The 15,792-nt window shown below is 66.3% G+C and carries 16 protein-coding genes and 1 tRNA gene; 2 read left to right on the top strand and 15 right to left on the bottom strand.

Annotation, left to right across the window (positions count from 1 at the left end; genetic code table 11):
- The first annotated feature begins 3 nt into the window (after positions 1-3).
- The gene (gene rsmI, locus Q4S45_RS20815; RefSeq protein ID WP_305507310.1) at positions 4-906 is read left to right on the top strand and encodes a 16S rRNA (cytidine(1402)-2'-O)-methyltransferase; all 903 of its coding nucleotides are present in this window, start codon (positions 4-6) and stop codon (positions 904-906) included.
- 74 nt (positions 907-980) lie between these two features.
- Here the strand turns inward: rsmI and Q4S45_RS20820 are convergent, their stop codons facing one another.
- On the bottom strand, positions 981-1,544 hold the full coding sequence (locus tag Q4S45_RS20820) for a hypothetical protein (protein ID WP_305507311.1): 564 nt from the start codon (positions 1,542-1,544) through the stop codon (positions 981-983).
- 116 nt (positions 1,545-1,660) lie between these two features.
- On the opposite strand from Q4S45_RS20820, the gene Q4S45_RS20825 reads away from it, so the two are divergent.
- Positions 1,661-1,737: transfer RNA gene (locus tag Q4S45_RS20825), tRNA-Pro, on the top strand.
- Positions 1,738-1,863: 126 nt separating this feature from the next.
- Here the strand turns inward: Q4S45_RS20825 and Q4S45_RS20830 are convergent.
- The 14 genes from Q4S45_RS20830 to Q4S45_RS20900 all read right to left on the bottom strand — a co-directional run bounded on the left by Q4S45_RS20830 (position 1,864) and on the right by Q4S45_RS20900 (position 15,700).
- Complete coding sequence (locus Q4S45_RS20830) at positions 1,864-2,160, bottom strand: type II toxin-antitoxin system RelE/ParE family toxin (RefSeq protein WP_305507312.1); 297 nt, start codon at positions 2,158-2,160, stop codon at positions 1,864-1,866.
- Positions 2,153-2,419 (bottom strand): type II toxin-antitoxin system ParD family antitoxin, encoded by a 267-nt coding sequence (locus Q4S45_RS20835; RefSeq protein ID WP_305507313.1) that lies wholly within the window; start codon positions 2,417-2,419, stop codon positions 2,153-2,155. Before Q4S45_RS20835 ends, Q4S45_RS20830 begins: the two co-directional genes overlap by 8 nt.
- 126 nt (positions 2,420-2,545) lie before the next feature.
- A complete protein-coding gene (locus tag Q4S45_RS20840) occupies positions 2,546-3,466 on the bottom strand; it encodes a hydroxymethylglutaryl-CoA lyase (RefSeq protein WP_305507314.1) in 921 nt (306 codons plus the stop codon).
- Between the two features lies 1 nt (position 3,467).
- Positions 3,468-4,397, bottom strand: a complete 930-nt coding sequence (locus tag Q4S45_RS20845; protein ID WP_374046062.1) for a 2-hydroxyacid dehydrogenase — start codon at positions 4,395-4,397, stop codon at positions 3,468-3,470.
- A 13-nt stretch (positions 4,398-4,410) separates the two neighbouring features.
- A complete protein-coding gene (locus Q4S45_RS20855; protein ID WP_374046063.1) occupies positions 4,411-6,453 on the bottom strand; it encodes an acetyl-CoA carboxylase biotin carboxylase subunit in 2,043 nt (680 codons plus the stop codon).
- 40 nt (positions 6,454-6,493) lie between these two features.
- A complete protein-coding gene (gene bioB / locus Q4S45_RS20860; RefSeq protein ID WP_305507315.1) occupies positions 6,494-7,528 on the bottom strand; it encodes a biotin synthase BioB in 1,035 nt (344 codons plus the stop codon).
- 23 nt (positions 7,529-7,551) lie between these two features.
- Positions 7,552-8,352: a dethiobiotin synthase gene (gene bioD, locus Q4S45_RS20865; protein ID WP_305507316.1), complete on the bottom strand. Its 801-nt coding sequence runs from the start codon at positions 8,350-8,352 to the stop codon at positions 7,552-7,554.
- 1 nt (position 8,353) lies between these two features.
- On the bottom strand, positions 8,354-9,535 hold the full coding sequence (bioF, locus tag Q4S45_RS20870) for an 8-amino-7-oxononanoate synthase (protein ID WP_305507317.1): 1,182 nt from the start codon (positions 9,533-9,535) through the stop codon (positions 8,354-8,356).
- A complete protein-coding gene (gene bioA / locus Q4S45_RS20875) occupies positions 9,535-10,878 on the bottom strand; it encodes an adenosylmethionine--8-amino-7-oxononanoate transaminase (RefSeq protein ID WP_374046064.1) in 1,344 nt (447 codons plus the stop codon). The genes bioF and bioA overlap by 1 nt, the downstream gene beginning before the upstream one ends.
- Positions 10,879-10,884: 6 nt before the next feature.
- Positions 10,885-11,670 carry an enoyl-CoA hydratase/isomerase family protein gene (locus tag Q4S45_RS20880; RefSeq protein WP_305507318.1) on the bottom strand — a complete coding sequence of 262 codons (786 nt, stop codon included), beginning with the start codon at positions 11,668-11,670 and terminating at the stop codon, positions 10,885-10,887.
- A 9-nt stretch (positions 11,671-11,679) separates the two neighbouring features.
- A complete protein-coding gene (locus Q4S45_RS20885; RefSeq protein ID WP_305507319.1) occupies positions 11,680-13,287 on the bottom strand; it encodes a carboxyl transferase domain-containing protein in 1,608 nt (535 codons plus the stop codon).
- A 24-nt stretch (positions 13,288-13,311) separates the two neighbouring features.
- Positions 13,312-13,722 carry a YchJ family protein gene (locus tag Q4S45_RS20890; RefSeq protein WP_305507320.1) on the bottom strand — a complete coding sequence of 137 codons (411 nt, stop codon included), beginning with the start codon at positions 13,720-13,722 and terminating at the stop codon, positions 13,312-13,314.
- Between the two features lie 123 nt (positions 13,723-13,845).
- Positions 13,846-14,265 (bottom strand): GNAT family N-acetyltransferase, encoded by a 420-nt coding sequence (locus Q4S45_RS20895; protein ID WP_305507321.1) that lies wholly within the window; start codon positions 14,263-14,265, stop codon positions 13,846-13,848.
- Positions 14,266-14,464: 199 nt separating this feature from the next.
- Positions 14,465-15,700, bottom strand: a complete 1,236-nt coding sequence (locus Q4S45_RS20900; RefSeq protein ID WP_305507322.1) for a D-amino acid dehydrogenase — start codon at positions 15,698-15,700, stop codon at positions 14,465-14,467.
- Positions 15,701-15,792 lie beyond the last annotated feature (92 nt).

Below are 15,792 nucleotides of genomic sequence, written 5' to 3' on the forward strand. Positions count from 1 at the left end.
CCTATGACAGAAATCCAGTCCAGCCAGATCGCGCAGCTCCCCGTTGTCGGAGAAACGGCCCACCAGTCCTATCCTACCGCAACCCTGTACATTGTCGCTACTCCGATCGGCAACGTGACCGACATCACGCTGCGCGCCCTTCAGGTGCTGGCGCTGGCGGACGCGGTGGCGTGCGAGGACACGCGCAACACCGGCAACCTGCTGACGCGCTTCGGCTTGTCCAAGCCGATGATCGCGGCGCACCAGCACAACGAGCGCGAGGTGGCCGAGAAGCTGATTACGCGCCTGCTGGCCGGCGAACGCATCGCGCTGGTGTCGGACGCCGGCACGCCGGGCGTTTCCGACCCCGGCGCGCGGATCGTCGACGCGGTGCGCGCAGCCGGCATCCGCGTGCTGCCGCTGCCCGGCGCCTCGGCGGCGGTGACGGCGCTGTCGGCCAGTGGGCTGGTCAACGACCGGTTCTACTTTGTCGGCTTCCTGCCGGCGAAGGCGAAGCAGCGCGAGAGCGCGCTGCGGGAACTGGCGGCGGTGCCGGCCACGCTGGTGTTCTACGAGGCGCCGCACCGGATCGTGGACTGCGTGGAAGCGCTGGCCGGCGTGTTCGAACCGCAGCGCCAGGTGGTGTTCGCGCGCGAGCTGACCAAGCTGTTCGAAGAGATTCACCGCTGCCCGCTCGGCGAAGCGCTGGCGTGGGTGAAGGCCGATCCGCACCGGGAGAAAGGCGAGTTCGTGGTGCTGGTCGAAGGCGCGGCGGAAGGCGCCGATGCCGATGAAGCCGAGGCCGAACGCATCCTCAACATCCTGCTGGCGGAGTGCTCGGTCAAGCAGGCGGCCAGTCTGGCGGCGCAGATCACGGGGCGCAAGAAGAATGCGCTGTACGAACGGGCGCTTGCAATCAAGGGCTGAAAATGGGGTCAGGTCCGCAGGACCAGACCCCGAATGCCGTCGTCAGGGGTCTGGTCCTGCGGACCTGACCCCATCTACCATTTGCAGCCGCTGTCCTTCTTGTCCATCATGAGGATGAGAGGCGCCAGCAGCCCGCCTGGAATGCCATCCTTGCAATCGCGCCTCTTCGCCTGGGAAATCGCGCGCGCCGCGCGGGTTTCGGTTTCCAGCGGCCTGGCGGGAAATTGCGCCAGCGGCGTGCCGGCTTTCGCGGGATCGGGCTCATTGGCCGCCTGGCGCGCGGTCCTGCGCGCGGCATCGAGGTCGAAACGCGGCGCTTCCGGCCGCGGCGCCTCGACGGTGAAAGCATCGAGGCGGACCGCCTCCCCGGCCGGCAGCGCGATCACATTGGCTGGCGCGCGCCGCTTCGGCATCGCCCGCGCAGGTTTCGACGACGAGGCCGGAGTGGCCGGCGCCGGTCCGACTTTCGGCGGCGGCGGTGGACGCAGCCAGACCGCGATCGACGACGGCGCAGGCGCCTCGGGCGCATGCGCCGGCAGGCGCCACGCCAGCAGCAGCGCCGCATGCAGCGCCAGCGAGACGGCAAGGCCCGTCATCAGGCGCGAGGGCCGCTGCTCAATTGTCAGGGTTGCGTTCATGAAGGCGCCCATGGTCGCATGACTTGGGAGATTTGCAAGACACAGTTCCGGAGATTCATAAAAAATGCGCGCTGGCCCTTGACCATTTCAGTCCCAGCCGTCATACTTCTTGTCCTCGGAGTGTGGCGCAGTCCGGTAGCGCACCTGGTTTGGGACCAGGGGGTCCAAGGTTCGAATCCTTGTACTCCGACCAGCATTAAATGAAAAAGCCGACGAATTCGTTCGTCGGCTTTTTCATTTTCAGCGGTCATCTGTAGTAGTTGACCATAACGTTCAGGATCAACGAGTTACTCAGCCCGTTCGACGTTTGGCCAGCGCCCTATGGTTTAAGGTGGTTTGCGGCGTGCATTCGCCCATGAAGAACTCGAATGATCTCGATGCCATAGCCAGTGATTCGAAAATAGATGACATGGCGTTCAAAAACTTGGCGGCGATATCCTGGCTTGATGTCGTCACACGCCGGAGCTGAGGCCGGCGACATCGCCAACGCGTCGAAAGTCTCTACTAAACCGTCAGTGTAATCGTTGGCTTGCTGTTCGCCCCAATTGTCGTAGGAGTACGACCAAATATCTTCAAGGTCCCTCTCTGCTTTTGGCGCTAGTCGATACTCAGCCATGAGCGAGCCGGTCAGCGGTTTTCTGCGCCGTGCTCTTCATCCGCTTTTTGAAAGCAGCGAGATCAAATGGCCGCGGCTCACCGCTCGACTCTCCCTCGCTCAAGGCAGCGCGGATTGCAGCCAGGTCGCCGTATTGATCGCGACGTATCAGGTCGCGAAAATATTCGCTGTCATTTGTATAGTGGCCAGCTTCAACCTGCGCCTTAATGTATTTGTCTTGCTGCTCGGTTACGGTGATCGTCTTGCGAATCGTTGTCATGGCGGTTTCTCCTCGGTCGATTCGGTTGTATGAACATATCATACTATTGCCGCAGATCGTTCGCATCCCGTACGCACAAATTTCCCGCGCCGCGCACCACGCCGAAAACCGCAGCCGCCAGGCCAACTAGCCGGCGCGTTTCGCGGCAATCGCGTTGCCGGCGCGGCTGACCGCCTTGCGGCCCAGATGCTGCGAGATGAACTGGCCCGCGTCGACCACCAGGTCGAGGTCGATGCCGGTCTCGATGCCCAGTCCATTCATCATGTACACCACGTCTTCGGTCGCGATATTGCCCGTCGCGCCCTTGGCGTACGGGCAGCCGCCCAGCCCCGCCACCGACGAATGGAAAATCGCCACGCCCACTTCCAGGCTCGCGTAGATGTTCGCCAGGGCCTGCCCGTAGGTATCGTGGAAGTGGCCGGCGATGCTCTCGATGCGGAACTCGCCCGCAGCGCGCAGCATCACCGCCTGGGTCTTGCGCGGCGTCGCCACGCCGATGGTGTCGGCGATGTCGATCTCGTCGCAGCCCAAGTCGCGCATGCGGCCCACCACCTCGGCCACCGCGTCGAGCGGCACCTCGCCCTGATACGGGCAGCCGAATGCGCAGCTGATCGATGCGCGCAGGCGCAGGCCGGCCGCCTTGGCGGCTTTTGCCACCGGCTCGAAGCGCGCGATCGATTCGGCGATCGAGCAGTTGATGTTCTTCTGCGAGAACGCCTCCGACGCCGAGCCGAAGATCACCACTTCATCGGCCTTCGCCGCCAGCGCGGCGTCGAAACCCTGCATGTTGGGCGTGAGCGCCGAGTAGATGGTGCCGGCGCGGCGCGCGATCTGCGCCATCACCTCGGCGCTGGTGGCCATCTGCGGCACCCATTTCGGCGACACGAACGACGCCGCTTCGATGTTGAGGAAGCCCGCCTGCGACAGGCGGTCGACCAGTTCGATCTTGACCGAAGCCGGCACCGACTCCTTCTCGTTCTGCAGGCCGTCGCGCGGCCCCACTTCGACGATCTTGACCTTGCGCGGCAAATCCGGTTGCGTGTTCATATCAGTACCCCAGTGTGCGGTCGACGACATCAGCCACCGGCTCGCCGTTTTCCAATGCGTTGATCTTCCCGGCGATCTGGCAAACGCTGTCGCGCCGGACGGTAAGCGCCGAAATATGCGGCGTCATGGTGATGCGCGGCTCGTCCCAGAAAGGATGGGGCGCAGGCAGCGGCTCGTTGCGGAACACGTCGAGCGTGGCGCCGGCCAGGTGGCCCGAGCGGATCAGCGTGAGCAGGTCCGGCTCGGCCACGTGCGCGCCGCGCGCGACGTTGATCAGGTAGGCGCCTTGCGGCAGCAGCGACAGCCGCGCGCGGTCGAGCAGGTTCGAGGTTTCGGGCGTCAGCGGCAGCATGCACACCAGCACCCGCGTGCCGGCCAAAAAATCGCCAAGCGACTCGACGCCCGAATAGCAGGCTACGCCGGCCAGCTGCTTCGGCGTGCGGCTCCAGCCGCGCAGCGGAAAGCCGAAATGCGCCATCGTGTCGATGACGCGCAGTCCCAGCTTCCCCATTCCCAGCACGCCGATGGTGAACTCGCTCTTTTTGGGCAGCGCCAGCGGCGACCAGACGCCACGCCGCGCCTGCTTTTCGTATTCGTCGAAGCGGCGGAAGTAGCGCAGCACCGCGTGCGCCACGTATTCGGCCATCTGCACCGCCATGCCGGCGTCGCCGAGGCGAACGATCGGCACGTTCGGCAGCGCGTCGCCGAATTTGAGGATCGCATCGACGCCGGCGCCGGCGAGAAAAATCGCTTTCACCTGCGCCAGCTGGCCGAGCAGCGCGGCGGGAGGGCCCCACAGCACCGCGTAGTCGCAAGGCGCTTCCTGCGCACCCTCCTGCCACACCACCATCTCGGCGCCGGGCAGCACTTCGGTGAAATCGCGCACCCAGGGTTCGGTGTTGCCATCGGCGCGGTGCAGGAGGATTCGCATGCGTGGCTCCTTCTTACGCGGCCGCGAATGCGAGCAGCGGCGCGCCGTCCGTCACCTGGTCGCCGACCTGATACAGAATCTCCTCGACCAGGCCATCGCTCGGCGCGGCGATCGTGTGTTCCATCTTCATCGCTTCCATGATGACCAGCGCGTCGCCCTTCTTGACCTGCTGGCCCTTCGACGCGAGCACCGCGACTACCTTGCCCGGCATCGGCGCGGTCAGGCGCCCGCCCGCCGCTTCCGCTTCGCCGGCATGCGCCATCGGGTCGTTGTAGGCCAGGACGAAATGGCGACCGCCGGTGAACACGTGGAAGTTGTCGCCGTCGCGCCGCACCGCGCCGTGCATCGACGTGGCGCCCAGGTTAATCGACAGTTCGGCGCCGTCGCGCTTGAGCAGCGACGCCTCGGCCTCCATGCCGCCGAAGTCGAGCTCCCAGCCGTGCGGATGGTAGGTCACGCCAACCTGGTAGGCCTTGGTGTCGGTGCCGGCGCTGTAGTCGTCGGCGAACGAGAACTGGCGCTTGTAGGCGCCGTTCAGGCGCCAGCCGAGCGCATTGCCGAACGGGTCGGCGCTATTTTTCGACACCGCCGCCGAGGCATCCTTCTCCGCTTCGATCAGCGCTACCACCGCGAACGCCAGCGCGCCGGCCGGTACCGCGCGCGGCGCCGGGAACAGGGTGTCGGAATTGCGCTCGATCAGGCCCGTATCGAGGTCTGCCTGCGAAAACGCGCCGCCTTCGACCAGGCGCTTGAGGAAGGCGATGTTGGTGGCCAGGCCGACGATGCGGAACTCGGCCAGCGCCTGCGACATGCGCGCCAGCGCCTGCGTGCGGTCCGCGCCCCAGACGATCAGCTTGGCGATCATCGGGTCGTAGAACGGCGAAATCGCGTCGCCCTCGCGCACGCCCGAGTCGATGCGCACCGGCGCCGGATCGCCGTTACTGCCAGCACCCAGCTCGAAGCTAACCGCGCCCGGCGTATCCATGTGGCGCAGCGTGCCGATCGATGGCAGGAAGCCCTTCTCCGGATTCTCGGCGTAGATGCGCGCCTCGATCGAGTGGCCGTGGATCGCCAGTTCTTCCTGCTTCTTCGGCAGCGGCTCGCCAAACGCGACGCGCAGCTGCCATTCGACCAGATCGGTCCCGGTGATCATTTCGGTAACCGGATGCTCGACCTGCAGGCGGGTGTTCATCTCCATGAAGTAGAACGAGCCGTCCTGGTTGGCGATGAACTCCACCGTGCCGGCGCCGACGTAGCCGACCGCCTTGGCCGCGTTGACAGCAGCCGTGCCCATCGCGGCGCGGCGCTCTGGAGGCATGCCCGGCGCCGGCGCTTCTTCCAGCACTTTCTGGTGGCGCCGCTGCACCGAGCAGTCGCGCTCGTGCAGGTAGACGCAGTTGCCGTGGGTGTCGGCGAACACCTGGATCTCGATGTGGCGCGGACGCTGCAGGTATTTTTCGGCCAGCACCTTGTCGTCGCCGAAGGAGCTGATCGCCTCGCGCTTGCACGACTCCAGCGCGGCCTTGAAGTCTTCCGACTTCTCGATCACGCGCATGCCCTTGCCGCCGCCGCCGGCCGAAGCCTTCAGCAGCACCGGGTAGCCGATGCGGTCACCCTGCTGCTGCAGGAAGTCAGGATCCTGGTTGTCGCCGTGGTAGCCGGGCACCAGCGGCACGTCGGCACTTTCCATCAGCGATTTGGCGGCGGACTTGGAGCCCATCGCGCGCATCGACGACGCCGGCGGGCCGATGAACACCAGGCCGGCCTGCTCGCAGGCGTCGGCGAAGTCGGCGTTCTCGGACAGGAAGCCGTAGCCAGGGTGGATCGCCTGGGCGCCGGTGGCCAGCGCCACGGCGATGATGCGCTCGCCGCACAGGTAGCTTTCCTTGGCTGGCGCGGGCCCGATCAGCACCGCCTCATCGCACACCGCCACATGCTTTGAACCGGCGTCCGCTTCGGAATACACGGCGACGGTCTTGATGCCCATACGGCGCGCAGTGGCGGCGACACGGCAAGCGATTTCGCCACGGTTGGCGATGAGGATTTTCTTGAACATGCGTGAGTTCCGAAACGGTGGTTGATCGGTGAATAAAGAATTAGCAGCCGCAGCGCTCTTTCGGCGCCGAGTCGAGCGTCGAAGCGCGCGTCTTCAGGCCGAGCTTTTCCAGCAGCGCGCGGTCGTCGTTCGCTTCCGGGTTGTCGGTCGTGAGCAGCTTGTCGCCGTAGAAGATCGAGTTGGCGCCAGCCAGGAAGCACATCGCCTGCACCGCTTCGCCCATCTGGCGGCGGCCCGCCGACAGACGCACGCGCGCCTTCGGCATGGTGATACGCGCGACCGCGATGGTGCGCACGAATTCGAGCGGGTCGAGCGGGTCGATGCCGTGCAGCGGCGTGCCTTCGACCTGCACCAGGTGGTTCACAGGCACCGATTCCGGATACGGATTCAGGTTTGCCAGCTGCGCGATCAGGCCGGCGCGCTGCAGGCGCGATTCGCCCATGCCCACGATGCCGCCGCAGCAGACCTTCAGGCCGGCGTTGCGCACCTTGCCGAGGGTGTCCAGGCGGTCCTGGTATTCGCGGGTCGAGATCACGTTGTTGTAGAACTCGGGCGCGGTGTCGAGGTTGTGGTTGTAGTAATCGAGGCCGGCGTTCTTCAGGCGGTCGGCCTGGCCTTCTTCGAGCATGCCGAGCGTGGCGCAGGTTTCCATGCCGAGCGCCTTCACCTCGCGCACCATCTCTTCGACCTTGTCCATGTCGCGGTCCTTCGGGCTGCGCCATGCGGCGCCCATGCAGAAGCGGGTGGCGCCGTTGGCCTTGGCCTGGCGGGCGGCGTCGAGCACAGTGTCGATGTCGAGGATTTTCTTGGCTTCGACGCCGGTGTCGTAGCGCGCGGCCTGCGGGCAGTAGCCGCAGTCTTCCTCGCAGCCGCCGGTCTTGATCGACAGCAGGGTCGCCAGTTCGACGTCGCCGTCGGGGAAGTTGGCGCGGTGCGCGGACTGCGCCTGGAACATCAGGTCGTTGAACGGCAGCTCGAACAGCGCCATGACATCGGCCAGCGGCCAGGTAGCCGCTTCCGGCAGCGTGATCGCGGCGGCTGGCTTGTGGAACGAAACTTCGGTGATGTTCGACATTGTGATTCCTTTTACTATTTGATTCAGTCCCGCGCCGGCGGCCATCCAGGCAGTCCGTCGAGGTCGATGTATTCGGCCGCCTTGGCGGCGGTCGGGTTGTTCATGAAAGGCACGCGGCCCAGCAGCGGCGCCGGGATCCGCTGCAGCAGCGCTTCGACGTTCTCGTCGGCGAACTGCATGTCCGGGTCGATTTCGTTGACGACCCAGCCGGCCAGCACCAGGTTGCGCGCGACGATGGCTTCGATCGTCAGCAGGCTGTGGCTGATGCAGCCGAGGCGCAGGCCGACCACCAGGATCACCGGCAGGTTCAGTTGCGCGGCCAGGTCGGCGGTGTCGAAATCGTCCGACAGCGGAACGCGGAAGCCGCCCACGCCTTCGACCACCACCGCGTCCGAGGCGGCGGCGATTTCGGCGTAAGCCGCGATGATCGGCACCGGCTGGATAGCCACGCCTTCCAGCGCGGCGGCGATGTGCGGCGCGGCCGCGGCGCGCAGCATGTACGGCGTGGTCAGGTCGGCCGGCAGGTGCACATTGCCGGCTTCGATCAGCATGTCGGCGTCTTCGTTGTGCAACTGCCCGTCGCGCATTTCGGCGCCGGCGGCGATCGGCTTCATGCCGCAGGCGCGCGCTCCGCCGGCCACGAGCTTGTGCAGGATCGCCGACGACACCAGCGTCTTGCCGATCTCGGTGTCGGTGCCGGTGACGAAGCAGGAAAAGCGCGACGGCAGGCCGCCAATGGCTTGCGCCTTCGGTTCGGTTTCACGCACGGGCGCGGCGGCGGTTGCCGGGGCCAGCACGGGATCGATCGGATCGTTGAGGCTCATCTCAAGTCCTTTCCAGTTGGTTGAGCGCAGCGACAAGCTGCGATACGTCTTCATGAGTGTGCGCGGCCGACAAGGTCACGCGCAGGCGCGCTGTTCCGGCAGGGACGGTCGGCGGGCGGATCGCCGGTACCCACAGGCCCTGGCCATACAGCCCGGCGCCCACGCGCAACGCTTCGTCGTTGGCGCCGATGATGATCGGCTGGATCGCGGTGGCCGACGCAGGCAACTGCCAGCGTTGCAGGCGCAAGCCATCGCGGAACTGCGCAATCAGCGCCTGCAGGTGCGCGCGGCGCGACGCGCCCTCTTCGCCGCCGATGATGTCGAGGCTGGCCAGCAGCGCATGCGCCAGCGCCGGCGGCGCGGCGGTGGTGTAGATGTATGGGCGGGCGCGCTGGATCATCAGTTCGATCACGCTGGCGTGCGCCGCCACGAAGGCGCCGCCGACGCCGGCGGCCTTGCCCAGCGTTCCCATATAGACGATGTTGGGCGAGCGCAGGCCGAAGTGCTCGAGCGCGCCGCGGCCATGTGCGCCCAGCGTGCCGAAGCCGTGGGCGTCGTCGATCACCAGCCAGGCGCCGTGGCGTTCGCACGCGGCCAGCAGTTCCGGCAAAGGCGCGAGGTCGCCGTCCATGCTGAACACGCTGTCGGTGACGACGATCTTCGTTTGTGCGGTGCTCGCATCAAGCAGCGACGCCAAGGCGGCCGCGTCGGCATGCGGATACAGCTTCACCTGCGCGCGGGCGAGGCGGGCGCCGTCAATCAGCGAGGCGTGATTCAGCTGCTCCGAGAAAATCTCGGCGCCGGCGTCGGCGCCCAGCGCGGTGAGGATCGCGAGGTTGGCCATGTAGCCGGTGCAGAAGCTCAGCGCGCGCGCGTTGTCGAGGTGCGGGCTTTCGAATTCGGCCAGGCGGTCTTCCAGCCGCACGTGGGCGCGGCTATGGCCGCTGATCAGGTGCGAGGCGCCGCTGCCGGCGCCGTAGATATCGGCGCCTTCGCGCAGCGCCGCAACGACCGCCGGATGCGCGGCCAGGCCCAGGTAGTCGTTGCTGCAGAACGCCAGCATCGGCCGGCCTTCGATCACCAGCCGCGGCGCGCACGGCGTGTCGACCGTGCGGCGGCGCCGGGTCAGGCTGCGCTCGTCGAGGTCGCGCAGCTGGCGGTCGATGTTGGCGATCATGTCCATCAGGAGGCCATCACCTGGTCGAACACCTTGCGGGTGCGGGCCGCCAGCAGCACGGCTTCCTCGTCGCTCAGCACGTACGGCGGCATCAGGTAGACGGTGGTGCCGATCGGGCGCAGCAGCAGTTCGTTGTCCAGCGCGGCAGTAAAGAAGCGGCGCGAGAAGGTGGCGGCACGGGCGGGATCAGGCTCGATCGCATCGAAGGCCCAGATCATGCCGCGCTGGCGGAAGTGGCGCACGCGCTCATCCCCGGCCAGCGGCGACAGCGCCGCGGTCAGGCGCTCGGCGCGCACGCGGTTCTTGTTCAGCACATCGTCCTCGCGGAAGATCGCCAGCGTCGCCAGCGCGGCGCGGCAGGCCAGCGGATTGCCGGTGTACGAGTGCGAATGCAGGAAGCCGCGCGTGACGTCGGCGCTGTAGAACGCCTGGTAGATCTCGTCGCGCGTGAGCACCAGCGACAGCGGCAGGTAGCCTCCGCTGATGCCCTTGGACAGGCACAGGAAGTCGGGCCAGATGCCGGCCTGCTCGCAGGCGAAGAAGGTGCCGGTGCGCCCGCAGCCGACCGCGATTTCGTCCACGATCATGTGGACCTGGTAGCGGTCGCACAGTTCGCGCACCAGCTTCAGGTACAACGGATCGTGCATCGCCATGCCGGTCGCGCACTGCACCAGCGGCTCGATGATGATGGCGGCGATGTGGCCGGCGCGCTCGGCGAACAGCGCCTCCACGTCAGCAGCGGCGCGGCGCGCGACATCGGCGGCGGTCTCGCCTTCCAGCGCATTGCGTGCGTCGGGCGAGGCCACTACGCGGGCGGCGCGCAGCAGCGGGCCGTAGGCGTCCTTGAACAGCGCGACGTCGGTTACGGCCAGCGCGCCGATGGTTTCGCCGTGATAGCTGCCCTTGAGGCAGACGAATTCCTGCTTGTCCGACTGGCCTGCGTTGCGCCAGGCGTGGAAGCTCATTTTCAGCGCGATCTCGACCGCCGATGCGCCGTCCGATGCGTAGAACGCGTGGCCGAGCACATTGCCGGTCATATCGGACAGCTGTTCCGACAGGCGGATCACCGGTTCGTGCGTGAAGCCGGCCAGCATCGCGTGCTCCAGCTGGTCGAGCTGGTCGCGCAGTTCGGCGTTGATGCGCGGATTGGCGTGGCCGAACAGGTTGACCCACCACGAGCTGATCGCATCGAGATAGCGCTTGTTGTCATGGTCGAACAGCCAGGCGCCGCGGCCGTGGCTGACCGGGATCAGCGGCACGGTCTCGTGGTGCTGCATTTGCGTGCATGGGTGCCAGACGCTGCGCAGGCTGCGCGCGACCCAGTCGGCGGAGGATTTATCGGCTTGCACGGCGCCTCAGTTCAGCCATGACGGCTTGCGTTTTTCGAGGAAGGACGCGACGCCCTCGCGCCCTTCGCTCGATGCGCGGATGGCGGCGATGCGCTGCGCGCTGTCGGCCAGCAGCGCGTCGTCGACCGGGCGGCCGGCGATGTCGCGCACCAGCACTTTGGCTTCGCGCACGGCGTTCGGGCTGTTCGTCACCAGCGCCTTGACGATGGCGGCGACAGTGGCGTCCAGCGCATCGGCGGCCACCAGTTCGTGCACGAAACCGATGCGGTGCGCCTCCTTCGCCGAAAAGCGTTCAGCGGTCAGGAAGTAGCGGCGGGCGGCGTTCTCGCCCATCGCCTTGATCACGTACGGCGAGATGGTGGCCGGGATCAGGCCGAGCTTCACTTCGCTCAGGCAGAAGTTCGCTTCGTCGACGCATACCGCCACGTCGCAAGCGGCGACCAGGCCCATGCCGCCAGCGTAGCAGTCGCCCTGGATCTTCGCCACCACCGGCTTCGGGCACAGGTAGATCGTGCGCAGCATGTCGGCCAATTTACTTGCGTCGTCAAGGTTCTCGGCGTCGGAGTAGCCCGCCATTTTCTTCATCCAGTTCAGGTCGCCGCCGGCGCAGAAAGCGGGGCCGTTCGCGGCCAGCACGATGGCGCGCACGTCGTCGTTGCGGCCCAGTTCATCGAAGGCCAGCGCCAGTTCATTGATGGCGGTTTCGTTGAACGCGTTGCGCACGTCAGGACGGTTCAGGGTGACCGTGGCGACACGCGACGCGATGGAGATCTCGATAGTCTGATAGCTCATGTCCGCTCCTTACATCCGGAAGACGCCGAACTTCGTCTCGCCGATTTCGGCGTTGAGCGCGGCCGACAGGCCCAGGCCCAGCACCATGCGGGTGTCGGCCGGGTCGATCACGCCGTCGTCCCACAGGCGCGCGGTGGCGTAGTACGGGTGGCCCTGATGCTCGTACTGCTCCTTGATCGGCTGCTTGAACGCGGCTTCCTCGTCGGCGCTCCACTGGCCGCCCTTGCCCTCGATGCCGTCGCGCTTGACCGTGGCCAGCACGCTCGCGGCCTGGTCGCCGCCCATCACCGAGATGCGCGCGTTCGGCCACATCCACAGGAAGCGCGGCGAGAAGGCGCGGCCGCACATGCCGTAGTTGCCGGCGCCGAAGCTGCCGCCGATGATGACGGTGAACTTCGGAACCGAGGCGGTAGCGACCGCGGTGACCATCTTGGCGCCGTTGCGGGCGATGCCTTCGTTTTCGTATTTGCGCCCGACCATGAAGCCGGTGATATTTTGCAGGAACACCAGCGGGATCTTGCGCTGGCAGCACAGTTCGATGAAGTGGGTGCCCTTCAACGCCGACTCCGAGAACAGGATGCCGTTGTTGGCGATGATGCCGACCTTGACGCCGTAGATGTGGGCGAAGCCGCAAATCAGGGTGGTGCCGTAGCGCGCCTTGAACTCGTCGAATTCGCTGCCGTCGACCACGCGCGCGATCACTTCGCGCACGTCGAAGGGCTTGCGGGTATCGACCGGGATCACGCCGTACAGCTCTTTCGCCGGGTACTTAGGCTCGACCGACTCGCGCAGGTCCATCTGCTGCGGCTTGGTGCGGTTCAGGTTCGACACGATGGTGCGCGCCAGCGACAGCGCGTGCAGGTCGTTCTGCGCCAGGTGGTCGACCACGCCGGACAGGCGGGTGTGGACGTCGCCGCCGCCGAGGTCTTCAGCGCTGACGACTTCACCGGTGGCCGCTTTCACGAGCGGCGGGCCGCCGAGGAAAATCGTGCCCTGCTCCTTGACGATGATCGACTCGTCGCTCATGGCCGGCACGTAGGCGCCGCCGGCGGTGCATGAACCCATGACGACGGCGATCTGCGGGATGCCCTTGGCGGACAGGTTGGCCTGGTTGAAGAAAATGCGGCCGAAATGGTCGCGGTCGGGGAACACGTCGTCCTGGTTCGGCAGGTTGGCGCCGCCCGAATCGACCAGGTAGATGCACGGCAGGTTGTTCTGGTCGGCGATCTCCTGCGCGCGCAGGTGCTTCTTGACCGTCATCGGATAGTAGGTGCCGCCCTTGACGGTGGCGTCGTTACAGACGATGACGCATTCCTGGCCCGAGACGCGGCCAATGCCGGTGATGATGCCGGCGGCCGGCGCGGCGCCGTCGTACATCTCGTAGGCGGCGAGCTGGGACAGTTCGAGGAAGGGCGTGCCGGGGTCGAGCAGCATCTGGACGCGGTCGCGCGGCAGCAGCTTGCCGCGGGCGACGTGCTTGGCCGATGCCGCGGCGCCTCCGCCGGCCGCGACGGCGGTGACTTTGGCGTGCAGGTCGTCGACGATCGCTTGCATGGCGGCCGCGTTGGCCTTGAAGTCGTCGCTGCGGGAATTGAGCTTGCTGTCGATGAGAGGCATTCCTGTCCTTCTTGTTTGCGGGTCTTAGTCGGGGAAGCTGCCGTCCAGGTAGAACCAGCGACCGTCCTCGCGCACGAAGCGGCTGACTTCGTGGAGGCGGTGCGCGCGCCCGGCGATCTTGTAGCGGGCGACAAATTCCACGGTATCGCGGTCTGGCGTTTCTGGCAAATCTGCTTTACGTTGACGTAAACGTAAAGCAGATTTTACCTCAAGTCCGAGCCACTGGCATCTTTCGTCGGGCTCGACCAGGGGGCCGGCCGGCAGGGTCGTCGGGTGCCAGGTGGCGCGCAGATACGCTTCGTCGGCGCGGGTGAAGGCCGTATAGCGCGAGCGCATCAGCTGTTCGGCCGTTTGCGCGATGGCGTCGCCGGCCAGGTAGGGGCCGCAGCAGGTGTCGAAACTGGGGCCGCCGCAAGGGCACGATGGTGATTGCATGGTGATTCGCTGCGAGGTAATCGTGCATTATCCGCCATTTTGCCGCAGGTGCGCGGCAATGGAGTCAGGTGCGCGGGGCCGGACCCTGCCGCGCCGATGGGGCCCGCCGCACCGCGAAGCAGGTCATTGTTCGCGTGCGATCCACTGGGCCATTCCGATCGAAGCCGGGGCGGTAGGCTTGAATCCGAATTGGGCGTACAGGCGATGGGCTTCGCCATCGGCAATCAGGCTGACATACGCCTCCGAAGGCACCAGCCGCTCCAATTGTGCCATCAAGGACGCCATGATGGCTTTCCCGAGGCCCTTTTTTTGATGTTTCGGGTCGACTGCGATATCAACCACTTGATAGAACAGGCCGTCCCCAATCACACGACCCATCCCCACGGCCATACCATCGTTTCGAATCACCACGCCTGCAATCGTGTTCGGCAATCCAGCCTGCGCCGCCGCGCTAGTGCGGGGAGTCAAACCTGCAATGCGGCGAAGACGAAGGTAGTCGTCGACCGCCGGGATTTCATTGTGTGCGGAATAGTCCTGGTTCATCGCTGCTGTCTCTGTCATCGGGGAAGCGTGGAGTGAAGATTGCCGGGTTGACTGCGCCGATATATTAACCTGACAGCAACTGCAGGTGAATTGACGAACAACTCCGATGGGGACGCAGCGGATGGGGACGCAGCGGATGGGGACGCAGCGGATGGGGACACGGCGTCCCCGTCGCTGCAGGACCAGACCCCGGCCGTGGCTAGCGCAGCGTCAGGCCGTCGAGCGGAAACGGCGGCGCGTCGCCCTTGATGGCGCCGGCCAGCAGCTTGGCCGAGCCGCAGGCGAAGGTGAAGCCGAGCGGGCCCTGGCCGACGTTGAGCCACAGGTTCGGATACTTGGTCGCGCCGATGATCGGGGCACTGTCCGGCGTGGCCGGACGCAAGCCGGCCCACGGCGAGATGCGGTCGTAGTCGGCCGCGTTCGGCATGGTCTCGCGCACCTGGCGCGTCAGCGCGGCCACGCGCTTCGGATCGAGCGAGGCGTCCTCGCCAACCATGTCCACCATCGCGGCCACGCGCAGCGAGTCGCCGATGCGCGCGTACAGCACCTTGCGCTCGAAGTCGGTCACCGAGATCTCCGGCGCCACGTCGGTCGCGCGGATCGGCACGGTCAGGCTGTAGCCCTTGAGCGGATACAGCGGCAGCGCGATCTCGGCGGTGGCGGCCAGGTCGCGGCTCTGGATGCCGGCGGCCAGCACATAATTGTCTGCCCACAGCATGCCGGCGGTCGTGTCGAGACCGGTCACGCGGCCGTTGTTGACGGCGATGCGGCGCGCTTCGCCGTGCATCACGCCGCGAAAACGCGGATGCTCCTTGAGCCGCGCGGCCAGCACTTCGCAGAACGCGTGGCAGTCGGCCACCGCTTCGCCTTCGTTGAAGATGCCGCCGGCCAGCACCGGCAGCGCGGCGGACAGCGCCGGCTCGCGCGCGACGCATTCGGCCGCCGACAGCACCTCGCCGGCGCCGCTGGTCTTGGCGACGGCGGCGTCAAAGGCTTTCTTCGAGCGGTACACCACCAGCTTGCCGGCGTTGCGCCACGCGAACTGGTCGAGCGGCACGGCCAGCTCGAGTTCGCCCATCGCGCGGCGCGACAGTTCGCCCAGCTCGAGCAGCTTGGAGGTGGTCTTGCGGTTGTCGGCGGCGTTGCAGTTGGCGAGGAACTTGGCCAGCCAGCACCACTGGCGCAGGTCGGCCTCGGGCTTGAAGCGCAGCGGCCCGTCGCCCTGGATCATCCATTCGAGCGCCTTGAGCGGCACGCCCTGGTCGGCCAGCGGCGAGACGTAGCGGTAGCTGAGCTGCCCGCCATTGCGGTAGCTCGCGCCGCTGCCGACGTCAGCTTCGCGTTCGAGCAGGGTCACGCCATAGCCGGCCTCCAGCAGCCACCAGGCCGATGTCAGTCCAATTACGCCGCCGCCAATTACGATTACTTCCTGCATGCCGTTTCACGATTCTTATTGGGAGATAGCTGGCCAGCTTAGGTGCTGGTCAACCATCGGGCTAATGAATGTGCATCGCCCGGTTATAACTA

The organism is Massilia sp. R2A-15, from assembly GCF_030704305.1.
Taxonomy (GTDB): Bacteria; Pseudomonadota; Gammaproteobacteria; order Burkholderiales; family Burkholderiaceae_D; genus JAFCUW01.

Excerpts from the sequence above, each read along its gene's own strand:
- rsmI (WP_305507310.1), top strand. The coding sequence starts at position 4 with ATGACAGAAATCCAGTCCAGCCAGATCGCGCAGCTCCCCGTTGTCGGA.
- Q4S45_RS20820 (WP_305507311.1), bottom strand. The coding sequence starts at position 1,544 with ATGAACGCAACCCTGACAATTGAGCAGCGGCCCTCGCGCCTGATGACG.
- Q4S45_RS20830 (WP_305507312.1), bottom strand. The coding sequence starts at position 2,160 with ATGGCTGAGTATCGACTAGCGCCAAAAGCAGAGAGGGACCTTGAAGAT.
- Q4S45_RS20835 (WP_305507313.1), bottom strand. The coding sequence starts at position 2,419 with ATGACAACGATTCGCAAGACGATCACCGTAACCGAGCAGCAAGACAAA.
- Q4S45_RS20840 (WP_305507314.1), bottom strand. The coding sequence starts at position 3,466 with ATGAACACGCAACCGGATTTGCCGCGCAAGGTCAAGATCGTCGAAGTG.
- Q4S45_RS20845 (WP_374046062.1), bottom strand. The coding sequence starts at position 4,397 with ATGCGAATCCTCCTGCACCGCGCCGATGGCAACACCGAACCCTGGGTG.
- Q4S45_RS20855 (WP_374046063.1), bottom strand. The coding sequence starts at position 6,453 with ATGTTCAAGAAAATCCTCATCGCCAACCGTGGCGAAATCGCTTGCCGT.
- bioB (WP_305507315.1), bottom strand. The coding sequence starts at position 7,528 with ATGTCGAACATCACCGAAGTTTCGTTCCACAAGCCAGCCGCCGCGATC.
- bioD (WP_305507316.1), bottom strand. The coding sequence starts at position 8,352 with ATGAGCCTCAACGATCCGATCGATCCCGTGCTGGCCCCGGCAACCGCC.
- bioF (WP_305507317.1), bottom strand. The coding sequence starts at position 9,535 with ATGGACATGATCGCCAACATCGACCGCCAGCTGCGCGACCTCGACGAG.
- Q4S45_RS20880 (WP_305507318.1), bottom strand. The coding sequence starts at position 11,670 with ATGAGCTATCAGACTATCGAGATCTCCATCGCGTCGCGTGTCGCCACG.
- Q4S45_RS20885 (WP_305507319.1), bottom strand. The coding sequence starts at position 13,287 with ATGCCTCTCATCGACAGCAAGCTCAATTCCCGCAGCGACGACTTCAAG.
- Q4S45_RS20890 (WP_305507320.1), bottom strand. The coding sequence starts at position 13,722 with ATGCAATCACCATCGTGCCCTTGCGGCGGCCCCAGTTTCGACACCTGC.
- Q4S45_RS20895 (WP_305507321.1), bottom strand. The coding sequence starts at position 14,265 with ATGAACCAGGACTATTCCGCACACAATGAAATCCCGGCGGTCGACGAC.
- Q4S45_RS20900 (WP_305507322.1), bottom strand. The coding sequence starts at position 15,700 with ATGCAGGAAGTAATCGTAATTGGCGGCGGCGTAATTGGACTGACATCG.